Origin of the sequence: Streptomyces sp. NPDC049627 (assembly GCF_044465645.1) — a bacterium.
Lineage (GTDB): Bacteria > Actinomycetota > Actinomycetes > Streptomycetales > Streptomycetaceae > Streptomyces.
Window position 1 is genome coordinate 116602 of the sequence record NZ_JBITLW010000008.1, and the last position, 19770, is coordinate 136371.

16 protein-coding genes are annotated in these 19770 nt (G+C 69.9%); 4 read left to right on the forward strand and 12 right to left on the reverse strand.

Annotated elements, in window-relative coordinates; genetic code table 11:
• Positions 1–47: 47 nt before the first annotated feature.
• From ACIBU0_RS22635 to ACIBU0_RS22645, 3 genes are all read left to right on the forward strand, one after another.
• Positions 48–617: a SigE family RNA polymerase sigma factor gene (locus ACIBU0_RS22635; RefSeq protein ID WP_398821078.1), complete on the forward strand. Its 570-nt coding sequence runs from the start codon at positions 48–50 to the stop codon at positions 615–617.
• Complete coding sequence (locus ACIBU0_RS22640) at positions 614–1450, forward strand: hypothetical protein (RefSeq protein WP_398821080.1); 837 nt, start codon at positions 614–616, stop codon at positions 1448–1450. Before ACIBU0_RS22635 ends, ACIBU0_RS22640 begins: the two co-directional genes overlap by 4 nt.
• An 86-nt stretch (positions 1451–1536) precedes the next feature.
• Positions 1537–2370 carry a pectate lyase gene (locus tag ACIBU0_RS22645; protein ID WP_398821082.1) on the forward strand — a complete coding sequence of 278 codons (834 nt, stop codon included), beginning with the start codon at positions 1537–1539 and terminating at the stop codon, positions 2368–2370.
• A gap of 136 nt (positions 2371–2506) precedes the next feature.
• Here the strand turns inward: ACIBU0_RS22645 and ACIBU0_RS22650 are convergent, their stop codons facing one another.
• Positions 2507–3661, reverse strand: coding sequence for a right-handed parallel beta-helix repeat-containing protein (locus ACIBU0_RS22650; RefSeq protein WP_398821084.1), 1155 nt, complete (start codon positions 3659–3661; stop codon positions 2507–2509).
• A gap of 237 nt (positions 3662–3898) precedes the next feature.
• Here ACIBU0_RS22650 and ACIBU0_RS22655 point away from each other — a divergent pair, with 237 nt between their 5' ends.
• Positions 3899–6097, forward strand: a complete 2199-nt coding sequence (locus ACIBU0_RS22655) for a family 43 glycosylhydrolase (RefSeq protein ID WP_398821086.1) — start codon at positions 3899–3901, stop codon at positions 6095–6097.
• 7 nt (positions 6098–6104) lie between these two features.
• Here ACIBU0_RS22655 and ACIBU0_RS22660 read toward each other — a convergent pair whose 3' ends face one another.
• The 11 genes from ACIBU0_RS22660 to ACIBU0_RS22710 all read right to left on the reverse strand — a co-directional run bounded on the left by ACIBU0_RS22660 (position 6105) and on the right by ACIBU0_RS22710 (position 19688).
• Positions 6105–6902 carry an HAD family acid phosphatase gene (locus tag ACIBU0_RS22660; protein ID WP_398821088.1) on the reverse strand — a complete coding sequence of 266 codons (798 nt, stop codon included), beginning with the start codon at positions 6900–6902 and terminating at the stop codon, positions 6105–6107.
• A 39-nt stretch (positions 6903–6941) separates the two neighbouring features.
• On the reverse strand, positions 6942–7880 hold the full coding sequence (locus ACIBU0_RS22665) for a pectinesterase family protein (RefSeq protein WP_398821090.1): 939 nt from the start codon (positions 7878–7880) through the stop codon (positions 6942–6944).
• A 1-nt stretch (position 7881) separates the two neighbouring features.
• A complete protein-coding gene (locus tag ACIBU0_RS22670) occupies positions 7882–9012 on the reverse strand; it encodes a pectinesterase family protein (RefSeq protein WP_398821092.1) in 1131 nt (376 codons plus the stop codon).
• A gap of 83 nt (positions 9013–9095) precedes the next feature.
• Positions 9096–10406 (reverse strand): polysaccharide lyase family 1 protein, encoded by a 1311-nt coding sequence (locus tag ACIBU0_RS22675; RefSeq protein ID WP_398821094.1) that lies wholly within the window; start codon positions 10404–10406, stop codon positions 9096–9098.
• 36 nt (positions 10407–10442) lie between these two features.
• Positions 10443–11237, reverse strand: a complete 795-nt coding sequence (locus ACIBU0_RS22680) for a rhamnogalacturonan acetylesterase (RefSeq protein WP_398821730.1) — start codon at positions 11235–11237, stop codon at positions 10443–10445.
• A 108-nt stretch (positions 11238–11345) separates the two neighbouring features.
• Entirely contained in the window at positions 11346–12701 is a 1356-nt protein-coding gene (locus ACIBU0_RS22685) for an ABC transporter substrate-binding protein (RefSeq protein WP_398821096.1), read from the reverse strand.
• Between the two features lie 81 nt (positions 12702–12782).
• The gene (locus tag ACIBU0_RS22690) at positions 12783–14774 is read right to left on the reverse strand and encodes a pectinesterase family protein (protein WP_398821098.1); all 1992 of its coding nucleotides are present in this window, start codon (positions 14772–14774) and stop codon (positions 12783–12785) included.
• 33 nt (positions 14775–14807) lie between these two features.
• Positions 14808–16313 (reverse strand): family 43 glycosylhydrolase, encoded by a 1506-nt coding sequence (locus ACIBU0_RS22695; protein ID WP_398821100.1) that lies wholly within the window; start codon positions 16311–16313, stop codon positions 14808–14810.
• A complete protein-coding gene (locus ACIBU0_RS22700) occupies positions 16310–17155 on the reverse strand; it encodes a PmoA family protein (protein ID WP_398821102.1) in 846 nt (281 codons plus the stop codon). The genes ACIBU0_RS22695 and ACIBU0_RS22700 overlap by 4 nt, the downstream gene beginning before the upstream one ends.
• Positions 17155–18321, reverse strand: a complete 1167-nt coding sequence (locus tag ACIBU0_RS22705) for a Gfo/Idh/MocA family protein (protein WP_398821104.1) — start codon at positions 18319–18321, stop codon at positions 17155–17157. Before ACIBU0_RS22705 ends, ACIBU0_RS22700 begins: the two co-directional genes overlap by 1 nt.
• On the reverse strand, positions 18318–19688 hold the full coding sequence (locus tag ACIBU0_RS22710; protein WP_398821732.1) for a polysaccharide lyase family 1 protein: 1371 nt from the start codon (positions 19686–19688) through the stop codon (positions 18318–18320). The genes ACIBU0_RS22705 and ACIBU0_RS22710 overlap by 4 nt, the downstream gene beginning before the upstream one ends.
• Between the last annotated feature and the right edge of the window lie 82 nt (positions 19689–19770).

The window sequence follows — 19770 nt, forward strand, 5'->3', positions numbered from 1 at the left end:
CGAACACACGTCATTCACATGCCACTCGCAGGCAGGAGAGGTCGCCCGTGGGCACAGTCGTCGACGACGCCGCCTCCGTGGAGTTCCATGCCTTCTTCGAGCGCCACTATGCCGAGCTGTCGCGCCTGGCCCATCTGCTGACGGGCGAGGCGGACGCCGCCGACGATCTGGCGGCGGACGCGTTGCTGGCACTGTGGCACCGCTGGGACCGGGTACGGGCGGCCGACCATCCGGTGGCCTACGCGCGCGGGGTCGTGGCCAACCTGGCCCGTACCAGGATCCGCAGCGCGGTACGGGAGCGGCGGCGGATCGCCCTGTTCTGGTCGCAGCGCGAGGAGAAGGCCGAGAACCCGGACGTAGCGGGCGTCGTCGACGTCCAGGAGGCGTTGCGTAGACTTCCGTTCCGCAAACGCGCCTGTGTGGTGCTGCGGCACGCCTTCGACCTCTCCGAGAAGGACACCGCGCTCGCCCTCGGTGTCTCGGTCGGTACGGTGAAGAGCCAGACCTCGAAGGGGATGGCGGAGCTGCAGCGGCTGCTCGGGGCGCAAGGAGCTCCGCTCAAGGTGCACACGGCGGCGATGGCCCGCACCGGGAACGCCGGAGGAAGGAACCGATGATGCAGCGGGACGTGCACGACGAACTGCGCGCCCGGCTGCACGAGGCGGCCGAGGCGCACGAGCCCAACCGCGAGCGGATCCTGGCCCGGATCGAGCGCGGCATGACCGAGCAGACCCGTCCCGACCACCGGGCGACCCGTCCGCCGGTGTACGGCTGGTTCCGCGTCGTGACCGCGACGGCCGCGGTCGCCGGTGTCCTCGCGGTCGGCGGGTACGCGGTGGCGTCCGCCGTGAAGGAGGACACCCCGCAGCAGACGGTGGCCACTTCTCCGACGCCCACCCCCTCGCCGGACGCGACGAGCCGCGCCCCGGTTCCGCCCGCCCCGACGCCCAAGGACACCCCGGAGTCCCGCGAGACGCCCGAGGCGCCGCAGCCGACCAGCCCGGCACGGCCGCCTGCCGCCAAGGACGAGGACGGCCCTCTGTGGTCGGACGGCTCGGTGGACCCGCACAGCAACGAGTTCTGGGCGCAGAGCAATGTGACGCTCAGGACGAGCGAGCAACTCACCGCGCTCACCGTGCAGTTGAAGGTCGCCCAGACCGGCCGGGTCGCCTCCACCGGCGCCTGGCGCGCACTGCCCGAGGACGACTTCACGCTGACGGTCGGCGAGCGCGACGGCTTCCTCGTCTACACCTGGGTGCTCAAGGCGGGCCGTACGGTCCCGAAGGGCGAGTGGGTGTTCGCGGGGCAGTACAACCATGACCGCGGCGGCCGGGACGCCAAGGACGACAGCTATGCGATGACGGCCACCGCGGGCGGCGAGCAGCTGTCCGTGGCGGGCGGCTTCGCGTCGCGCGACGGTGACGACTCGACGTCCGACGGGGACTCGTAAAAAAAATCCTCCCGTACCGGCAACCCTTTCCTCACGCGTGGCGACCAGGAGACGCAAGGACCCCCCTCCACGCAAGGAATCGGTTCATGACAGCTCAGCCCGAACAGCGCGTCCGCCATCGCCGCAAGGTCACCAGGCGGCGAGCGGTGATCGCCGGAGCCTCGGCGCTCGGCATCACCGGCGCGGCGATCGTCACCACCACGTCGTTACTGTCCTCGGCCGGCGCGGCCGCCTCGTGGCCGACGGCGAACGGCAGCAAGGCAGTGTCGTCGACGATCAAGGTGTCGGGCACGTACGACGGCAAGCTGACGAAGTTCTACGGCTCCGGCGCCCTCGGCGGCAGCGGTCAGGAGGAGGGCCAGGACCCGGTCTTCCAGCTGGCCGACGGCGCGGTCCTGAAGAACGTGATCATCGGCACCCCCGCCGCGGACGGCGTCCACTGCCTCGGCTCCTGCACACTGCAGAACGTGTGGTGGCTGGACGTCGGCGAGGACGCCGCGACGTTCAAGGGCAAGTCGTCGTCGGCCGTGTACACGGTGTACGGCGGCGGCGCGAAGAACGCCGACGACAAGGTGCTGCAGTTCAACGGCGCCGGGAAGCTGGTCGTCTCCAAGTTCCGGGTGGAGAACTTCGGCAAGCTGGTGCGCTCCTGCGGCAACTGCTCCACGCAGTACAAGCGCACGATCATCATCAACGACGTGGACGTCACCGCGCCCGGCAAGTCGATCGTCGGCATCAACTCCAACTACGGCGACACGGCAGCCCTGCGCAAGGTCCGCATTCACGGCGACAGCGGCAAGAAGATCAAGACCTGCACCCGCTTCCAGGGCAACAGCAGCGGCAAGGAGCCGAAGGAACTCGGCAGCGGGCCGGACGGAACCTCCTGCAGGTTCTCGTCATCTGACATCACGTACCAGTGAGTGAACGTTCAACCTGCATGGACCTGCTGACCTGAGCCCCCCTCGGTCAGCAGCGCCGGCTGGAGCCCCCCTCGGGCCGGCAACGAGGACGCCCCGCCTGTGACGACAGGCGGGGCGTCCGTCTTGGACCTGAGGGCTAGCTCAGCGTCGCGCCGATGGTGGTGGAGCCCGTCGTCAGGAACGTCGTCGCGGGCAGTGAGCCGTCCGCCTCGCGGGCGCCGTACGCCGTCGTCGCGTCCGTGGACCTGAACGAGGGGGCGGACACCCCGCTGTCCCAGTTGTTCGCCGCGGAGACGGTCGCCGAACCCAGCTTGGCCAGGCCCTTCCTGTTGCTCACGGCGAGGTTGCGCGCCAGCCGCGCCTTGCCGGTGGCGAAGGAGAAGCCCGACTCGGCGTTGGCGTACGCGGTGTTGCGGTACATGACGATCGCGCCGGTGTTGGAGTTCTCGGTGAAGCCGTGCAGGGTGTTGTCCCAGGCGGCGTTGTTCTGCACCTTGTGAGCGACCGACGCCCCGCCGCCGCCCAGCTTGAAGCCGTTGCCGTTGCCTTCGAAGGCCGTGTCGCTCCAGCGGTTCCTGCCGTTGCCGAAGGCCCATGAGTTCTTGATGGTGACGGGCGTGGAGAACTGCCAGAGGTCGATCCCGTCATCCGAATTGTTGTACAGGCGGGCGCCGTCCACGACATTGCCGCTGCCCGAGCCGAACTTGACGGCGATCCCGTCGGCGTTCTGACCGTGCCCGGCCGGGTCGTAGTTGCCGTAACTGTCCAGGTTCTGCACGAGGTTGCCGGACGTGCCGTCGCCGCGCAGCGTGAAGCCGGAGTCGCCGTTGTTCGCGGTGACGAGGTTCTTGAAGACGCCGCCCACCGACGACGTGGCGACGAAGCCCTGCGCCGGGGAGTTGACGAAGGTGAGGTTCCGCACGGTCCAGTAGTCGCCGTAGATGCCGGCCAGCCAGGAGCCGTCGGGCAGCTTGGCCCCGTCGATCCGCACCTTCTCGCTGCCGTATGCCTGCAGTGTGATCCGCGCCGAACTCGTGCCGTTCGCCGTCGACTTGAGCGTGGCGGTCGGCTGGTAGGTGCCGCCGCGCACCTGGATCGTCGTACCGGCGACGGCGTTCTTGACGGCCGACTCCAGCTGGGCGGTGCTGGACACGGTGACGGTCGTCGAGGCGGCCTCGGCGCCGCCGTCGGACAGGCCGAGGCAGACACCGCCCGCTCCCGAGGCGACGGAGACCGCCGCGGCGATGGAGAGGGTACGGGTCCTGCGGTGACGGCCGGTGCTCGGACGCACGGGGCGTTCCTTTCCTGGGCGATGGGGACGACGAAGCGGGCCGGAGGGGCCGCCCCGGCCCGCTTCTGACATCCGGTCGCCGCCAGGGCCGCGAAGGTTGCCGCTCGCCACCGAAAACAAGCGAAACTTTCGCCGCCGCTCATCCCGCACTCACCGATTGACGTGCAGTTTCCCGCTGGTGAGACTCCGAAGGCGCACACCACTCAACATGAACCCCCACACTCACACAGGACCGGAATGCGCCCACGAATACTTCTCGTCGCCTGTCTCTCGCTGCTTCTCGCCCTCCTCACCGCCCCACCCGGTTCCGCCCACTCAGGAGCACCACCCGTGAGCAAGCCCCAGTACGCCGGCTATCTCTTCGCCTACTTCACCGGCGAGGGCACCGCCGACGGCGAGCAGATCCGCTACGCCCTCAGCCGCGGCAACGACCCGCTGCACTGGCGCGAGCTGAACGCCGGCAAGCCGGTCCTCACCTCCACGATCGGCGAGAAGGGCCTGCGCGACCCGTTCGTGATCCGCTCCCCCGAGGGCGACAAGTTCTACATGATCGCCACGGACCTGCGGATGTACCGGAACAGCAGCGGCAGCTGGGACCACGTCCAGCGGCACGGCAGCAAGTCGATCATGGTCTGGGAGTCCACCGACCTGGTCCACTGGACCGACCAGCGCCTGGTGAGGGTCTCCCCCGACAACGCGGGCAACACCTGGGCGCCGGAGGCCTACTGGGACGCCGGTCTCGGTGAGTACGTCGTCTTCTGGGCGTCGAAGCTGTACGCCGACGACGACCCCGACCACACGGGATCGACGTACAACAAGATGCTGTACGCGACCACGAAGGACTTCCGCACCTTCAGCGAGCCGAAGATCTGGAACGACCCCGGCTACTCGGTCATCGACTCGACGGTCGTCGCACACAAGGGCACGTACTACCGCTACACCAAGGACGAGCGGGACCCGGCCTCGTCCAGCCCGTGCGCGAAGTTCATCACCGGGGAGAAGTCGACCTCGCTGACCTCGACGAAGTACGACTTCGTGGCCGACTGCATCGGCAGCGGCGCGATGGACCGGGGCGAGGGCCCGACGGTGTTCAAGTCGAACACCGAGGACAAGTGGTACCTGTTCATCGACGAGTACGGCGGCCGCGGCTACATCCCCTTCGAGACCACCGACCTCGACTCGGGCAAGTGGACCCCGTCGCGGAACTACCAGCTGCCGGCCAGCCCCCGGCACGGCACGGTGATCCCGGTGACGCAGGCCGAGTACGACCGGCTGCTCGCCGCGTACCCCGCGAGCCCCGCCTCGGTGGTGGACGCGACGGCGAAGGACCAGAAGGGGTACGCGATCGTCACGGAGAGCGCGTCGAAGGTCGTGCTCCCCATGCGGCCGGACGCGGACCTGTCGCACCTCGCGCCCAGGCTCTGGGCCGGTGAGGGGGCCACCGTCACCCCGCGTTCCGGCACCCGGCGCGACTTCCGCAAGCCGCAGACGTACACGGTGACGGCGGCGGACGGCACCCGGCGTACCTGGACGGTCGAGGCGGTACGGACCGGCAGTCCCGTCCTGCCGGGCCTCAACGCCGACCCGGATGTGCACTACCTGAACGGCGAGTACTGGATCTACCCGACGACGGACGGCTTCCAGGGCTGGAGCGGGACGCGGTTCAAGGCGTACTCGTCGAAGGACCTGGTCCACTGGAAGGACCACGGGGTGATCCTGGACCTGGGGCCGGACGTGAGCTGGGCCGACAAGTACGCCTGGGCCCCGGCGATCGCCGAGCGCGACGGCAAGTACTACTTCTACTTCTGCGCCGAGCAGCAGATCGGCGTGGCGGTGGCCGACTCCCCGGCGGGCCCGTTCAAGGACGCGCTGGGCAAGCCGCTGGTGGCGAAGGGCGGTGCGCTCCCGGGCCAGATGATCGACCCGGCGGTCTTCACGGACGACGACGGGCAGGCGTACCTGTACTGGGGCAACGGGCACGGGTACGTCGTCCCGCTCAACGACGACATGGTGTCGTTCGACGCGTCGAAGGTGCGGGACATGACCCCGGACAACTTCCGCGAGGGGTCCTTCGTGATCAAGCGGAAGGGGACGTACTACTTCATGTGGTCCGAGGACGACACCCGCAGCGAGAACTACCACGTGGCGTACGCGACGGGACCGTCCCCGCTCGGCCCGTGGACCAAGAAGGGGACGATCCTGTCCAAGCGTCCCGAGTACGGCATCCTCGCCACCGGCCACCACTCCGTGGTGAACGTGCCCGGCACGGACGACTGGTACATCGTCTACCACCGGTTCGCGCTCAACGGCCCCGGGAAGCCGGGCGGCGACGGCATGCACCGTGAGACGACCGTCGACCGCATGAAGTTCGCGGCCGACGGCACGATCGAGCCGGTGGTGCCCACCCTGGAGGGCATCAGGCCCGTACGGCGGTGACGCCCGCTCAGCTCACGAAGTACGTCGGGTTCGGCAGCTTGTACGTCCGGTCGGCGAAGCCGCCCTCGAGGTCGCTGTACTGGTCGCCGAAGTTGGCGATGATCTCGTACCCGAGGTCGTCCTCGATGTGCTGCCGGGTGCCGGACTTGTACTGCACGGTGGTGCAGGTCCAGGTGCCCGGCGTGGCGCACTCGCCCAGATAGGCCGGCGGGTTCGCCTTGTCCTTGAGGAACATGTGGTCGGCGTCGAGGTTCACATCGGCGCCGACCTTCTTCAGGTTCTCGACGGCGGCGGAGCGCTGGGCCTCGCTCAGACCGGAGTTGTAGAAGACCTCGACGCCCTTGGACTCGGCGTACCGGACGAGCTCCGGGCTGCCGAAGACCGCCGGGCGGTCGGCCTTGTTCACGTACTCGGCCCAGGTGGTGCCGTTGTACGTGTAGTTGGTCTTCTTCTCGTAGTCGAGGCTGAGCAGCAGCGTGTCGTCGATGTCGAACACGACGGCCGGCTTCTCGCCCTTGTGCAGCGCCTTGCGGGCCGCCTTGTCGATGTACTTCCGGGCGTCCTTGTCGATCTTCGCCAGGTCCTTGGCGTACGGGCTGTCCGGAGACGCCTGGTACACGCCGTTCGCGTCGAGCGCGGTGCCGTAGTAGGTGTCTATGTCCTTGACCAGCACCCCTATGTTGTACGGCTCATGGGTGCTGTTCGCGGTCGACTGTCCGGCCGTGGCCGCGCCGGCGCCGTACAGGGCGGCACCGGCGACGACACAGGAGGCGGCGACGGCCGCGATACGCAGTGGCTTATGCATGACAGGTTTCTACGCGCGTCACCGCCGTTTGGTCAACGTTCAGTCCATCGTCGCCCCGATGGTCGTGCTGCCCGTGGTCAGGAAGGTCGTCGCGGGCAGGGAGCCGTCGGACCGGCGGGCGTTGTACGTGGTCGAGGCGTCCGTGGACCGGAAGGCCGGGGTCGAGATGCCGGAGTCCCAGTTGTTGCCGGACGAGACGACGGAGCTGCCCTTGCTGACCGGTCCGCTGCCATTGCCCACCGCGAGGTTCTTGCCGAGCCGGGCCGTGCCCGTGGCGAAGTAGTAGCCCCACTTGGCGTTGGCGTACGCCGTCGTGCGGTTGATGGCGATGGCGCCCTTGTTGCTGTTCTCGGTGAAGCCGTTGCCGGCGTTGTCCCAGGCGGCGGAGTTGTTCACGACGTGGGCCACGGTCTCCCCGTCGCCGCCCAGCTTGTAGCCGTTGCCGTCGCCCGCGAAGGCGGAGTCGCCCCAGCGGTTCAAGAGGGTGTCCTGGTGGGCGTGGAAGCGGACGTTCTCGAAGGACGACCGGTCACCGGTGACGTACGCCGCCACGGCCTGGGTGCCGGTGATGTCGGGGTGGTCCGCGCGCAGCCAGTCGTTGGCGAGGGTCAGATCGCGGACCGTCAGTCCGGGGGCGGCCGAGGTGAAGGTGGCGGAGCCCGCGGTGCCGTAGGTGCCCGAGCCGTCGGGCTTGGGAGTGCCGTTGGCGATGTCGTACACGATCACGGCGTCGCACGGGTCGCGGGTGGCGCCGCGCAGCGTCAGCTCCGGCTTCTCGGCGGGGACTTTCACCACCTCGCGATACGTCCCCGGGTGCACGACGATCGTCCAGCCGGGCCCGTCCACCGCGTCCACGGCCGCCTGGACGGAGTCGCCGGGGCGGACGTGCAGGACCCGGCGGCACCCGGTGGCGAAGGCGGGGGTGGCCTCGGCGGCGACCAGGCCCGTCCCGGCCGCGAGAAAAGCGCGCCTGCGCATGTCAGCACGCCTCCTTCCAGGGCTGCCAGTCGCCCAGGTACGCCGCACGGGTCGCCGAGTCGGCCTGCTCGTCGCTGAGTCGGGGCCGGTTCTCGGGGACGGGGACGACCGCGCCGGGGCCGGTGTTGCGGTACTCGGCGAAGCGCTGGTTCTGCCAGGGGAAGGCGTCCGACATGTTGGTGTAGGGCGCGACCGCGTCGATGCCGGGGCCGAGGTGGGTGTCCCGGACGACGAGGGAGGGGCGGGCGGTGGTGTCGGAGCTGGGCACCCAGGGGCGGGCCAGCTTGTAATAGGCGTCCGGGGCCTCGCTGCTGATACGGCTCCGGGTCACCAGGTAGCCGCGCGGGTTGGCGCCTGCCGTCGAGGGCGCGAAGACGAAGCCGTAGGGGGCCGACGGCAGGTCGGTGCGGGTCAGGGTCCGGAAGTGGCAGTGCTCGTACACGGCCGTGGCCCGGCCGAAGACGAAGTCGACGTCGCCCTCGGCGTAGCAGTGCGAGAAGTACTGGCGGGCGAAGACGCCGAGGGCCATGGAGTCGGCGTACAGGGTGTCCTGGTGGCCGAGGAACCGGCAGTGGTGGAAGGCCGAGCGGTCGCCCTGCACCTTGAGGGCGACGGCCTGGGTGCCGCTGACGCCGGGGTGGTCGGCGCGCAGCCAGTCGTTGGCGAAGGTGATGGCGCGGGCGGTGAAGCCGTCGGCCTGGACGAGGGTGGTGGCGGAGCCGGTGGTGCCGTAGGTGCCGCCGCCGGGCTTGGGGGTGCCGGCGGCGTTGTCGTGGACGATGACGACGTCGCGCGGGTCTCCACTGGCCCCGAGCCACGTCATCTGCGTACGGGTCACGTCGACGGCGACCGTCTCCCGGTACGTCCCCGGGGCGATGACCAGCGTCCGGCCACTGCCGGTCGCGGCGGCCACGGCGGCCCGGACGGTGGTGAAGTCGCCCTGGCCGGACGTGTCGACGTACAGGGTCTGCGGGGTCAGGCGCGCGGCCGGGGAGCCGTAGCGGCCGAAGGGACGCGGCCGGGCGGCGGCCCGCGCGGGGGCCGGGGTGAGGGTGAGCGCGGCGCCGGCACCGGCGCCCGCCAGCAGGAATCCTCTTCTGGACAGCGGGAGTTGACGGTGGTGCGAGGGCATGCGGGGTGCTCCTTGCAGCGGCTCGTGCTGGGAGAGGGTGCGGGGGCCGGGGCGGTGGCGCGCCCCGGCCCGGGACCGGCGCGTCAGCTCAGCCGGCCGGCGCCCGCGCAGTGGTCGACGATGCCGGGGATCGCCTGGGGCGGGTCGACCTCGGTGCGCAGGGTCGGCACCCATCCGGCGCCCGACTGGAGGGTCTCGCCGGGGATCTCCGCGTTGTGGACGGCGATGAGGTCGGTCGGCTTGCCGTTGACGTAGTTGTCGGCGGCGGTCAGCGGCGACTCGTTCCACTTCTTCAGCGTCTTGGCGGCGCTGACACCGGACGGCAGCGTGAAGGCGTTGTCGGTGGCGTACAGCTGCGACTCCTTGCCGACGCCGAAGGTGTAGGCGTACGGCTGGTCGCCGGTCACGACGAAGTGGTTGTTGTACGAGTCCACCTGTCCGAACCGCACGCGCGGCGCCCGCTCCACGATGCCCCGGAAGAGGTTGTGGTGGAGGGTGACCTTGAGCTTGCCGCTGTCGGTGGAGCCGGCGCTGTCGCTGTTGCCGATCAGCATGGTCTTGTCGTGGTCCTCGAAGTCGTTCCAGGACACGGTGACGTGGTTGGCGCCGCGCACGATGTCGAGGAGCCCGTCGTGCTGCTGGAAGACCTTGCCGAAGTACGACGGCAGGGAGCTGTCGGGGTAGCGCCCGTCGGTGAGCGTGTTGTGGTCGACCCACACATGGGTGGAGCCGTACACGACGACACCGTCGTACTCGGAGTTCCAGGCGCCGGTCTTGTTGTCGTCGGTGGGGTCCCACTGCGGGAAGCAGTCGACGGGTGCCTCGATGGTCAGATTGCGGACGATGACGTTGTCCACGGCCTTGATCTGGAGGCTGCCGCCGCGGATGCCGGACCCCTTGCCGACACCGACGATGGTGGTGTCGGCGGGGACGGTGGCCTTGATCTCCTTGTCCTGGTTGGCGGCGGAGGCGGCCCGCAGGTCCTCCTGTTCACCGCTCACCGGGGTGTCGTGGCCCCAGACGGCCGGATCGTAGTCGGCGAGGTACTTCTGGAAGTCGTAGCCCTCGACGGCGAAGGCGTCACACCCCCGCGAGACGGCGTCGATCATGCCCTTGACCTTGATGATCCTGGGTGCGCTGCCGCCGTCCTTGAGGGCGGCCTTGAACTCCGCCCACGTGGTCACGGTGTAGACGTGCGCGGCGTCGGCGGCCGACCCGCCCGTGGTCCCCGTTCCCTCCGCGCCCCAGCCGTCGCCCGCGCCGAGGACCTCACGCCCGAGGTCACGGGATCGGGCCTGCGCCGCGGTGCCGGTGAGGCCGAGGACGAGCGCGGTGCAGCCGATCAGAACGGCGGCGGTTCTTGTGGCATGCCCATGCCATATCTGTGCGTTCATGGTGCGGCTCTCTTTTCTGCAGTCCGGTGGTTGGTCCTACGCGGCGGCCTGCGGCCAGGTGATCCAGGGCTCCGGGATCTCCTCGTCGAGCCGGCGCACGTCCTGCGGGCCGAGCACCCGCGTCCGCAGCAGCTCCCCCGCCACAAGACGCGCCACGGCGATCGCGCCGGGCGGGTTGAAGTGCGTGTTGTCCTGCTCGGTGGCGGTCCAGTTGAAGTACTTCTTCGTCTCCTCGACCCCGAGGCGCTGCCACAACGCCAGCGACAGCGCCTGGATGTCGAGCAACGTGACGCGCTCCTCCTGAGCGAGCGCGCGCATCGCCGCCGGATAGTCACCGTGGGTCGGCACGGCGTTGCCGCTCGCGTCGAACTTCCGGCGCTCCACTGAAGTGGCCAGCACCGGCCGCGCGCCCCGGGAGCGGGCGCCGTCGATGTACAGCCGCAGATAGTCCTGGTACGTCGTCCAGGGCTCGGTGTACCGAGCGGGATCGGCGGCCTTCTCGTCGTTGTGCGCGAACTGGACGACAAGCAGGTCACCGGGCCGAATGGCCTGGAGAATGACGTCGAGCCGCCCTTCATCGACGAAGCTCTTCGAACTGCGCCCGTTCACCGCATGATTGGAAACGGGCCGGTCCTTGTGCAGAAAGAAGGGGAGCGCCATGCCCCATCCGGTCTCGGGAGCGGCGTCGGCGTATTTCTGGGCGGCGGTGGAATCACCGGCGATGTAGAGGGTGCGATGGCGCTGCGCTGCTTGGGCGGTACCGGTGCCCGCGAGGGCGAGGGGAACGGCGGCGACGGCCGCCACGGTTACCTGTCTACGGGTGAGCGACACGACAGTGCCTTTCAAGCGAGGGGGGGTGCAACCCCCTAGGGGCGCGGGGAACTGCGCGACCAGCCACAGACAGCCAGCAGCCGGCCGCGCAGCGAAGCGACCGAGCTCTCAGCCGTTACGCGACTTCCACTCGGCCTGAGCCTCATTCAGCTGCCCGGCCATGGTGTCCAGGAACTCCTTCGCACTCATGTCCCCGTTCAGCACCTTCTGGAAGTTCGGCTCGTTGTCGGCCTTGGAGATCGTGTTCCAGTCCGGCAGGTAGTACGGCAACTGCACAATCGTCGTCGACCCGTCGGTCAACGCGGCGGCAGCCAACTTCGTGGGCTCGGCCTGAGAAATCCACGCATCCTTTGCCGCGTCGTTGTTCGCCGGCACCTGCCCCGCCGCCTCGTTGAACTTCGAGTTCTCCTCGTGCGAGCCGGCGAACTCGATGAACCTCCAGGCGGCTTCCTTGTTCTTGGAGCTCTTGAACAACCCGATCCCGTCGACCGGGTTGGACACCTGAACCCTCTTACCGGCGGAACCGACAGGCTGCGGAATCCCCCGGAACTTGTCCGTGCCCAGCGCCTTCACATGGTCCTGGTACGACCCCAGGTTGTGGTTCAGCATCCCGATCGTGCCGGAATCCCACTGGGCGACCATCTTGGTGAAGTCGTTGTTGAGGTCGGCGGCCGGAGTGACCTTCTTGTAGAGCGCGGCGTACTTCTCCAGCGCGGCCACGTTCTTCGGGTCGTTGACCGTGGTCTTGTCGCCGTTCCAGAAGGACGTGATGCCGGACTGCCCGTACATCGCGTCCAGTGCCTGGGCGATGGACCCGGCACCACCACGGATGGTGTAACCGAACTCGTTCTTCTTGGCGTCGGTGAGCTTCTCCGCGGCCTCGTAGAACCTGTCCCAGGTCGTCGGCTCGTCCAGCCCGGCCTTCTTGAACAGATCGGTGCGGTAGTACAGCACACCGTTGTTCGCGGAGGTCGGGATCGAGTACAGCTTGCCGTCACCCCCGCCCGCGGCCTTCAGCGAAGCGACCATGTCGTCGTTGAGCCTGCCGTTCAGCGACGACTTGCCAAGCCGGTCGTCGAGCGGTTCCAGCGCGCCCTGCGCGGCGAAACCCGCGAGCATCGCCGCGCCGACACCGCCGACGTCCGGCAGACCGCCGCCCTGGATGGCGGTGTCCACCTTGGACTGGTAGTCGGTGGACGGGATGCCGACGTACTCGACCTCGATGTCCGGGTTCGCCTTCTCGAAGTCGGCGATGACCTCCTTCCAGATATCGGTGCGGACACCGCCGTTGTTGTCCCAGAAGACGATCTTCCCCGTGCCGCTGCCCTCGGCGCCCTTGTCGCCACCACCACCGCTGCCGTCGTCACCGCAGGCGGTGGCGGTCAGGGCGAGCACGGCGCTCAGGGCGACGGCGGCCGACGTGCGGCGCCCGCCTGTGCTGCTCCTGCGATTGCTGATCTTCATTGGTCGGCTCTCTCTTCTGGATCAAACGGAGATATGAAGTTGTGGGGGGGGTCATCGGGTCCTGCGGGCGACGGGAGACACTCAGCGCCGGACGTGCGGCGCCCAGCCATCGGCGCCCTTGAGGTAGTCGGCGACGGTGTGCGACCGCGCCGCCTCGTCGCTCATCTGCGGCCGGTCCGCGGTGACCGCGGCCCCCGGCCCGAAGTTCCGGTACTCCGCGAACCGCGCGTCCTTCCACGAGAACCCGCTCATGTCGGTCCACGGCGAGGCCTTGACCGCGGCGGGCAGCTCGGTGTCGCGGATCAGCACCTGGGCAACGGCCTCGGGCTCGCCACCGGGATGCCAGGGCCGGCCCAGGTGGAAGGAGCCGGCCGGAGCGTCGCTGACCACCTTGGAGTCGGTGATCAGGAAGCCGTACGGGTTGCCCCTCCACGTCGAGGCGGCGGTGATGTAGCCGTTGTTGGTGTCCGACCCCCGGCTCAGCGCCCGGATGACGGACCGCTCGATCACCGTCGTCGCCCGTCCGTAGACGAAGTCGACGTCGCCCTCGATGTACGAGTCGCGGAGGTAGACCCGGCTGACGGTGGTCAGCTTGGGGCTGTCGGTCATGAGGGTGTCCTGGTTGCCCAGGAAGGCGGTGTTCTCGAAGACGATCCGGTCACCGGTCGTCTTCATCGCCAGCGCCTGCTCGCCGTTCAGCTCGTGCGCGGCCTCGTCGAAGTCGTTGCTGAAGGTGAGGTTGCGGGCGGTGACGTCGTTCGCGGCGATCCTGACCGTCGCGCTTCCCGTCGAACCTCCGTACGCGGCGGGCGTGTCGAAGACGATGACGGTGTCGGACCGGTCGTGTCCAGTCCCCTGCAGCGCGATGTTCGGCTTGCTCGCGGGGATGAACACCTTCTCGCGGTACGTCCCGGGCGCGACCGCGATCGTGACCCGCCCCGTGTTCCCGTCCGGCACGGCGTCCACGGCGGCCTGCACACTCCGGTACTCGCCGGGGACGTGCAGCGTCACCGAGTCGCCGATCCGCTGCTGCGGCCCGGAGAACCGCGTCACCAGCGCCGGGACGGCGGCCGCCGGGTCCAGCCGGTAGGCGTAGAAGTCCCGCGGATCGAAGGCGGCACCCCACTCGTCCTGCCGCCCGCTGACATTCCTCAGGATCGATCCGCGCTCGACCAGCTCGGCCGTGGCATCGGCCTGATAGGGATGCTGCACCCCGTCGTAGTAGCTGTTCTCGATGACCATCCGCGTCTTGCCGCGCGCCCAGTTCCCGTACGTCCACACCGGGTCGCCGTCGGCCACCTGCGCCGACAGGTAGTTGTTGTACAGGTGCGCGTAGGCGCAGTTGTCGGCCGACGGATTGCGCTGCTTGGTGCCCGTGAACCAGTTGTGGTCGATGGTGATCTGCGTCCGGACGTCGGTCGTCCAGCCGATCCCGAACGCCTTGTTGTGGTGGGTGAACCGGTTGTAGGAGACGGTGATGTACTGGCTGTCCTTGCGGATGTCGAGCAGCCCGTCGCCCATGTGCGTGAAGCGGTTGTGGTCGATCCAGACGTGGTCGACGGTGTCCATCTGGATGGCGTCGAAGTCGGTCGTCTTGCCGTCCCAGTCGCCTTCGACGTACGAGTCACGGATCGTCAGGTTGCGGATGATGACGTTGCTGGTGCCGGGGTTCAGATGCAGCTCGCCGTGCACGATCTCACCGGTGTCGCCGACGCCGACGAGGGTCTTGTCCGAGGCCACCACGATGTCCGAGCCGAAGGGCTCGACGTCGATCGCCCCCGACACCCGGATGATGTACGGCTCCGGCGCCGCCGCGTACTTCAGCAGCGAGGCCTGGTCGGTGACCGTGACGACCTTGCCGCCCGCGCCGCCGGTCGTGCCGCCGGCGAGGGAGGCGAAGCCGTGCGGCCGGTCGGTCCAGCGGGCGGCGGAAGCCGGCGTCGCCGTCGGGCTCGCGGCCCTCGCCTCCCCGATCGCCCCGAGGCTCAGCGCGGCGACCAGGCCGAGTACGGCGGCCAGGACCTTGCCGCCCCCCGGTCTCGGCAAGCGCTTGCTATGAAGGTGCTGCGTCATTGCGGCTCCCAACTGGCATACGGGTCAGGTGCGTTACAGGGTGTGGATCCTGAAGTGCGAGAAGGTCGCCGCGCCGGCGTGTCCCGCGCCGGCGGGCGCGAGGGCGAACAGGCCGAGCAGGGCGCCGACCCAGCGCCACGGCGTGGCGGCGAAGACCGGCCCGGACGGACGCAGCCCGTCACCGGCGTCGTGGAAGAACCGGCAGCGCGCCCCCGCCCCGATCTCGATCCGCAGCCGCACCCTTCCCCCAGGTGCGAGCCGCGCGTGCTCGGCGTCCCGTTCCCTGTCGGCCATGGCCTCCGCGAACCGGTGCACGACATGCACCGCCCGGTCCGCGCCCCGCTGGAGCCCGATCCAGCCGAAGGCGTCCCCGAGCACCGCCAGCCCCGCCCGCGCCCCCGGCTCCTCGCTGTCCAGCCGTAGCTCCACCTCGACCGCGCAGGGCGTGCCCGGCAGCCGCTGGGTGAGGACGTTCGGCAGTCTGCGCAGGTCGTGCGCGTCGGCCGAGCGGACGCAGGCCAGTTTCAGCCCGTCGCCGGAGTGCTGGGTGGCCCAGCCGTCCTGGGGGTTGGCGGTCCAGCTCCACTGCCGTCCGAAGCGGCCTCCGGGGAAGTCGTCGTCGGTGGCGGGCGCGGCGGGCGGCTGCGCCGGCAGGTCGGGGCGCGGATGGACGGCGACGGGGGCGCCGTCGTCCCCGAGCACCGGCCAGCAGTCGGCGTCCCAGCGCATCGGCTGCAGGTGGACGACCCGGCCGTATGCCCCCCGCTGCTGGAAGTGCAGGAACCAGTCCTCACCGGAGGGGGTGCGCACCCAGCCGCCCTGGTGCGGTCCGTTGACGTCGGTGTCCTTCTGTTCGAGGACGATCTTCTCCTCGTACGGCCCGAAGAACTCCCGTGAGCGGAAGGCGCCCTGCCAGCCGGTCTCCACTCCCCCGGCGGGCGCGAGGATCCAGAACCAGCCGTCGTGCCGGTAGAGCTTGGGTCCTTCGAGGGTGAACCAGCCGGGGATCCGGTCTCCGTCGACGATCAGCTTGCCGTCGTCGAGGAGTTCGGTGCCGTCGGGGCGCATTCGGTGGCCGGTGAGGCGGTTCTTGATCCCGGAGCGGGACTTGGCCCAGGCGTGCACGAGGTAGGCCTCGCCGGTCTCGTCGTCCCACAGGGGGCAGGGGTCGATCAGGCCCTTGCCCGCCTTCACCAGGTGGGGTTCGGTCCAGGGGCCGCGGACCTCGGGGGCGTTGACCTGGAAGATGCCCTGGTCGGGGTCGCCCCAGAAGATCCAGAAGCGGTCGTCGTGGTGGCGGATCGACGGGGCCCAGATGCCGCAGTCGTGCCGGGGCACCGCGAACTCCCCGGCCGGTTCGAGGCGTTCGACGGCGTGCCCGACCAGGGTCCAGTTGACCAGGTCCCGGGAGTGCAGCAGGGGAAGGCCCGGGGCGCGGCCGAAGCTGGAGGCGGTCAGGTAGAAGTCGTCGCCGACGCGGACGACGTCCGGGTCGGACCAGTCGGCGTTCAGAACCGGGTTGGTGTAGGTCGCGGTCATGGGCTCACCGCCTTGCGGACCAGGGCGGCGGCCGCGTCCCGGTCGAGGCGGCCGTCGGCGACGACGGTGACGATCCGGCGTACGGCGGTTTCGCCGGGCTCGATCGGCAGCCGCTCGGCATGCGCCAGGGACGAGCCCACACCCGGGTATTCGGCGGCGCGCACGAACCACGGGTCCCGGCGGGTCTGTTCGGTGGCCCCGGCGAAGATCAGGGTCCAGGTGGCGCCCGCGAGAGCCAGCCAGGGCGCGCAGGTGCCGTGGACCTCTTGTTCGCCCTCGCGGTCGGGGCTGAACACGTCCGGCGCCGACGCCTCCTTGCGGGCCCGCCAGAAGAAGCCGCCGTACGCGGCGCCGGGGCGGCCGTTCGTCGCCGGGCTGCCGATCGACAGCGGGCCGGAGGTGACGTTCGTCAGCGAGAAGGTGAAGTCCAATGCCCAGGCGGAATCGGCGAGTTCGGTGGCCGCGACCGTACGGCGCTCGCGCAGCAGCTCGATGCCTGCCGCGACCCAGCGCAGTTCCTCGACGAACCCGTCGGGGTCGCGGAGCTGGAAGGCGGTGTGCCGCTGGGCGCCGTGGTTGTCCAGCTCGGTGGGGCCCCGGTCGCGGACGTAGGTGCGTCCGCCCCAGAAGTTGGACCCCTCGACGTCGGGAACGGCGACACCGACGCCGAGGTGGTGTGTGTGGTCGGCCGGGCTGAGCTCGGTGACCGCCGTGCCGGCCAGGGTGGTGACGGGGTGCAGGTACGGGCGTGGGGAGAGCCGGGCCGGCAGTTCGGGCCGGGTGACGTACCGGCCGACCGGGCGGCCCGCGACCCGCAGCACCGCGGTGTCGTGGGGGGTCATCAGGTGCTCACCTCTTTCGTTCTGGCCGGGAGCGCCCAGGGGGCGCCCAGCTCGGAGTAGAGGGCGAGGGTGTCGGCGGCGGCCGCGACCAGGCCGTCGATGCCGGGCACGACCCGGCGCTGCTCGTCGGGGAGCAGCTGCCAGGCCTCGTCGGGCAGCGGGGCCGGGTCGGGGGCCAGGCGGATCGCCTCGACGACCTTCATGAAGGCGCCGGTCGCCTCGGGCGGGGCCAGCAGGCCGGTGCCGTCGGCAAGGTGCTCGACCAGGTTCTCCAGCAGGTCGGTGCGGCCGTACTCGTACTCCTCGGGGCCGTGGTTGGCCCGCTGGAGCAGAACGCGGTCCTGCTTGTACCAGAAGGTGATCCGGCCGCGGTCGCCGTGGACGACGACGTACGGCTCGTCGGGGTCCTCCGCGCACAGGGTCGCTCCGACGACGACCTGGGGACCGTGCGTGGTGACGCGTACGCAGGAGGTGTCGTCGGACTCGATGGCGTTGGCGCGGTAGAGCTCGGTCTGGATGTCGGTGACGTCCTCGGCGCGGGTCGTGCCGCCCAGGGCGAGTGCGGTGGCGACTGCGTGCGCGAGCGGGTTGGTGAGCACGCCGTCGATCACGTCGACGCCGTTCAGCCTGCGCTTGCCTGCCCAGGGCGCCCGCCCGTAGTACGCCTCGGCGCGCGCCCAGGCACCGGCGCCGCCGATCCCGGCGATCTCGCCGATCGCGCCCTCGGCCATCAGCGTCCGGATCGCGGGGACGGCGTGCGAGCCCAGCGACTGGAAGCCGATCTGGCAGGCGACACCGGCCTCGGCGACCCCGTCGGCCATGCGCCGGAACTCGGCGTACGACGGGGCGGGCGGCTTCTCCAGCAGGAGGTGCACGCCACGCCGGGCCGCCGTCAGCGCCAGGTCGGTGTGGGTGGGGATCGGCGTGCAGATCACCGCGATCCTCGCGCCGGTCGAGTCGAGCAGGGCGCCGAAGTCGGCGGACTGCTCGGGAGCGCCCGAGGGCAGGACGAGCCCCTCGGGGAGCTCCCCCTCGCTCAACGGGGTCAGCTCGCAGATGCCCGCCAGCCGCACGATGCCCTTGTCCTGGAGCCGGCGGATGTTGTCCAGGTGCCAGCGGCCGTGGCCGCGTGCGCCCGCGAGAACGATGGGGACGGCAGTGCTCATGGGGTCCTCCCTGCGCCCGCGCCGCCTGCCACCGCTCGGTCGGCCGCCTCGGCGCTGTCGATCTTTGTGTGCAGGGTAGGTCTCCAGCCGACGTCTGCCGTGAGGTCACGCTCGCTGCCGGAGTTGTAGGCGTTGTGGATGGCGAGCAGGTCGACCGGATAGCCGTTGAAGAGGGTGCCGGACTGGTGGAGGGCGGTGCCGTTCCAGCTCTTGACCAGGTCGGCGGCCTCGATGTGGCCCGGGGTGTGGAAGGCGTTGTTCTCGGCGTACATCGCCGACTCGGTCGACACGCCGAGGGAGTAGCGGTAGTCGTGGGCGCCGGCCGGGACGACGTACCGGTTGTTGTAGACGTGCACCTGCCCGAAGCGGACGCGCGGGGCGCGCTGGACGACGGACTCGAACTCGTTGTGGTGCAGGGTGACGCGCAGCTTTCCGCGATCCCCCGTCGCCGTGTCGCCGTTGCCGATGAGCATCGCCTTGTCGTGGTCGGCGAACCGGCTCCAGGAGACGGTGACCAGGTCGGAGGCGTTGGTGATGTCCAGCAGGCCGTCGTGGCGGAGGTAGTTGCGGCCGAAGTAGGTGGGTTCCTTCTCGTCCGGGTGGCCCCGGTCGCTCACCGTCACATGGTCGATCCACACATGGGTGGCGCCGCGCAGCCAGATGTTGTCGTAGGCCGTCTTCCAGTCACCGAGGCCGCCGGTGTTGGGCTGCCAGACGGGGAAGCAGTCGTAGGCGTCGCGCAGTTCGAGGTTGCGGACGATGACGTTGTCCGCGCCCCTGAGCTGGAGGCTGGCGCCCTTGAGGACGGCTGGGTTCTCGGAGCCTCCGAGTCCGACGATCGTCGTGTGGGAGCCCACGGCCAACTCGATCCGCTCCGCCTGCCTGGCGGCCGACGCCTGGCGGGCCTCCTCCTGCGGGCCGCTGGGCTTGGCGGAGCCCCAGGTGCGGGGGTCGTAGGCGGCCAGGTACTTCTTCGTGCTGTAGCCGTCGGTGGCGTAGTCGGCGCAGTCCAGGTGGTCGCCGTCGTCGTCGGTGTTGGCGTCGATGGTCCCGGCGATCCTGATGATCTTCGGCGTGGCACTGCCGCCGTCGAGGGCGCGGACCAGCTCACTGCGGTTGCGTACGGTGAAGACGCGGGCGTCGTCGGCGGTGGAACCCCCCGCCGTACCACCGCCGGCCGCCGCCCAACCGTCGTTCGGGGCCAGCGCGTCGCGGCTGATGTCGCGCAGCGGATCGGCAGCACCCCGAAGGGGCGCGGGGCTGTATCGATACGCGGCTCCGCCGCGATGGAGGTCCCCCCGCTCGCGCGAAGCCGAGAGTGGGCTAGCGGCCAGCCACGATGACGCCACATACGATCGACCACCCATCGCGGCTCCTCCAGCGGAGCGCTCCTCGGCGGCGGTGGAACCCCCCGCGGTACCACCGCCGGCCGCCGCCCAACCGTCGTTC

Excerpts from the sequence above, each read along its gene's own strand:
- ACIBU0_RS22675 (WP_398821094.1), bottom strand. The coding sequence starts at position 10,406 with ATGAACGCACAGATATGGCATGGGCATGCCACAAGAACCGCCGCCGTT.
- ACIBU0_RS22690 (WP_398821098.1), bottom strand. The coding sequence starts at position 14,774 with ATGACGCAGCACCTTCATAGCAAGCGCTTGCCGAGACCGGGGGGCGGC.
- ACIBU0_RS22645 (WP_398821082.1), top strand. The coding sequence starts at position 1,537 with ATGACAGCTCAGCCCGAACAGCGCGTCCGCCATCGCCGCAAGGTCACC.
- ACIBU0_RS22640 (WP_398821080.1), top strand. The coding sequence starts at position 614 with ATGATGCAGCGGGACGTGCACGACGAACTGCGCGCCCGGCTGCACGAG.
- ACIBU0_RS22685 (WP_398821096.1), bottom strand. The coding sequence starts at position 12,701 with ATGAAGATCAGCAATCGCAGGAGCAGCACAGGCGGGCGCCGCACGTCG.
- ACIBU0_RS22710 (WP_398821732.1), bottom strand. The coding sequence starts at position 19,688 with ATGGGTGGTCGATCGTATGTGGCGTCATCGTGGCTGGCCGCTAGCCCA.
- ACIBU0_RS22670 (WP_398821092.1), bottom strand. The coding sequence starts at position 9,012 with ATGCCCTCGCACCACCGTCAACTCCCGCTGTCCAGAAGAGGATTCCTG.
- ACIBU0_RS22660 (WP_398821088.1), bottom strand. The coding sequence starts at position 6,902 with ATGCATAAGCCACTGCGTATCGCGGCCGTCGCCGCCTCCTGTGTCGTC.
- ACIBU0_RS22665 (WP_398821090.1), bottom strand. The coding sequence starts at position 7,880 with ATGCGCAGGCGCGCTTTTCTCGCGGCCGGGACGGGCCTGGTCGCCGCC.
- ACIBU0_RS22705 (WP_398821104.1), bottom strand. The coding sequence starts at position 18,321 with ATGAGCACTGCCGTCCCCATCGTTCTCGCGGGCGCACGCGGCCACGGC.
- ACIBU0_RS22695 (WP_398821100.1), bottom strand. The coding sequence starts at position 16,313 with ATGACCGCGACCTACACCAACCCGGTTCTGAACGCCGACTGGTCCGAC.
- ACIBU0_RS22655 (WP_398821086.1), top strand. The coding sequence starts at position 3,899 with ATGCGCCCACGAATACTTCTCGTCGCCTGTCTCTCGCTGCTTCTCGCC.
- ACIBU0_RS22700 (WP_398821102.1), bottom strand. The coding sequence starts at position 17,155 with ATGACCCCCCACGACACCGCGGTGCTGCGGGTCGCGGGCCGCCCGGTC.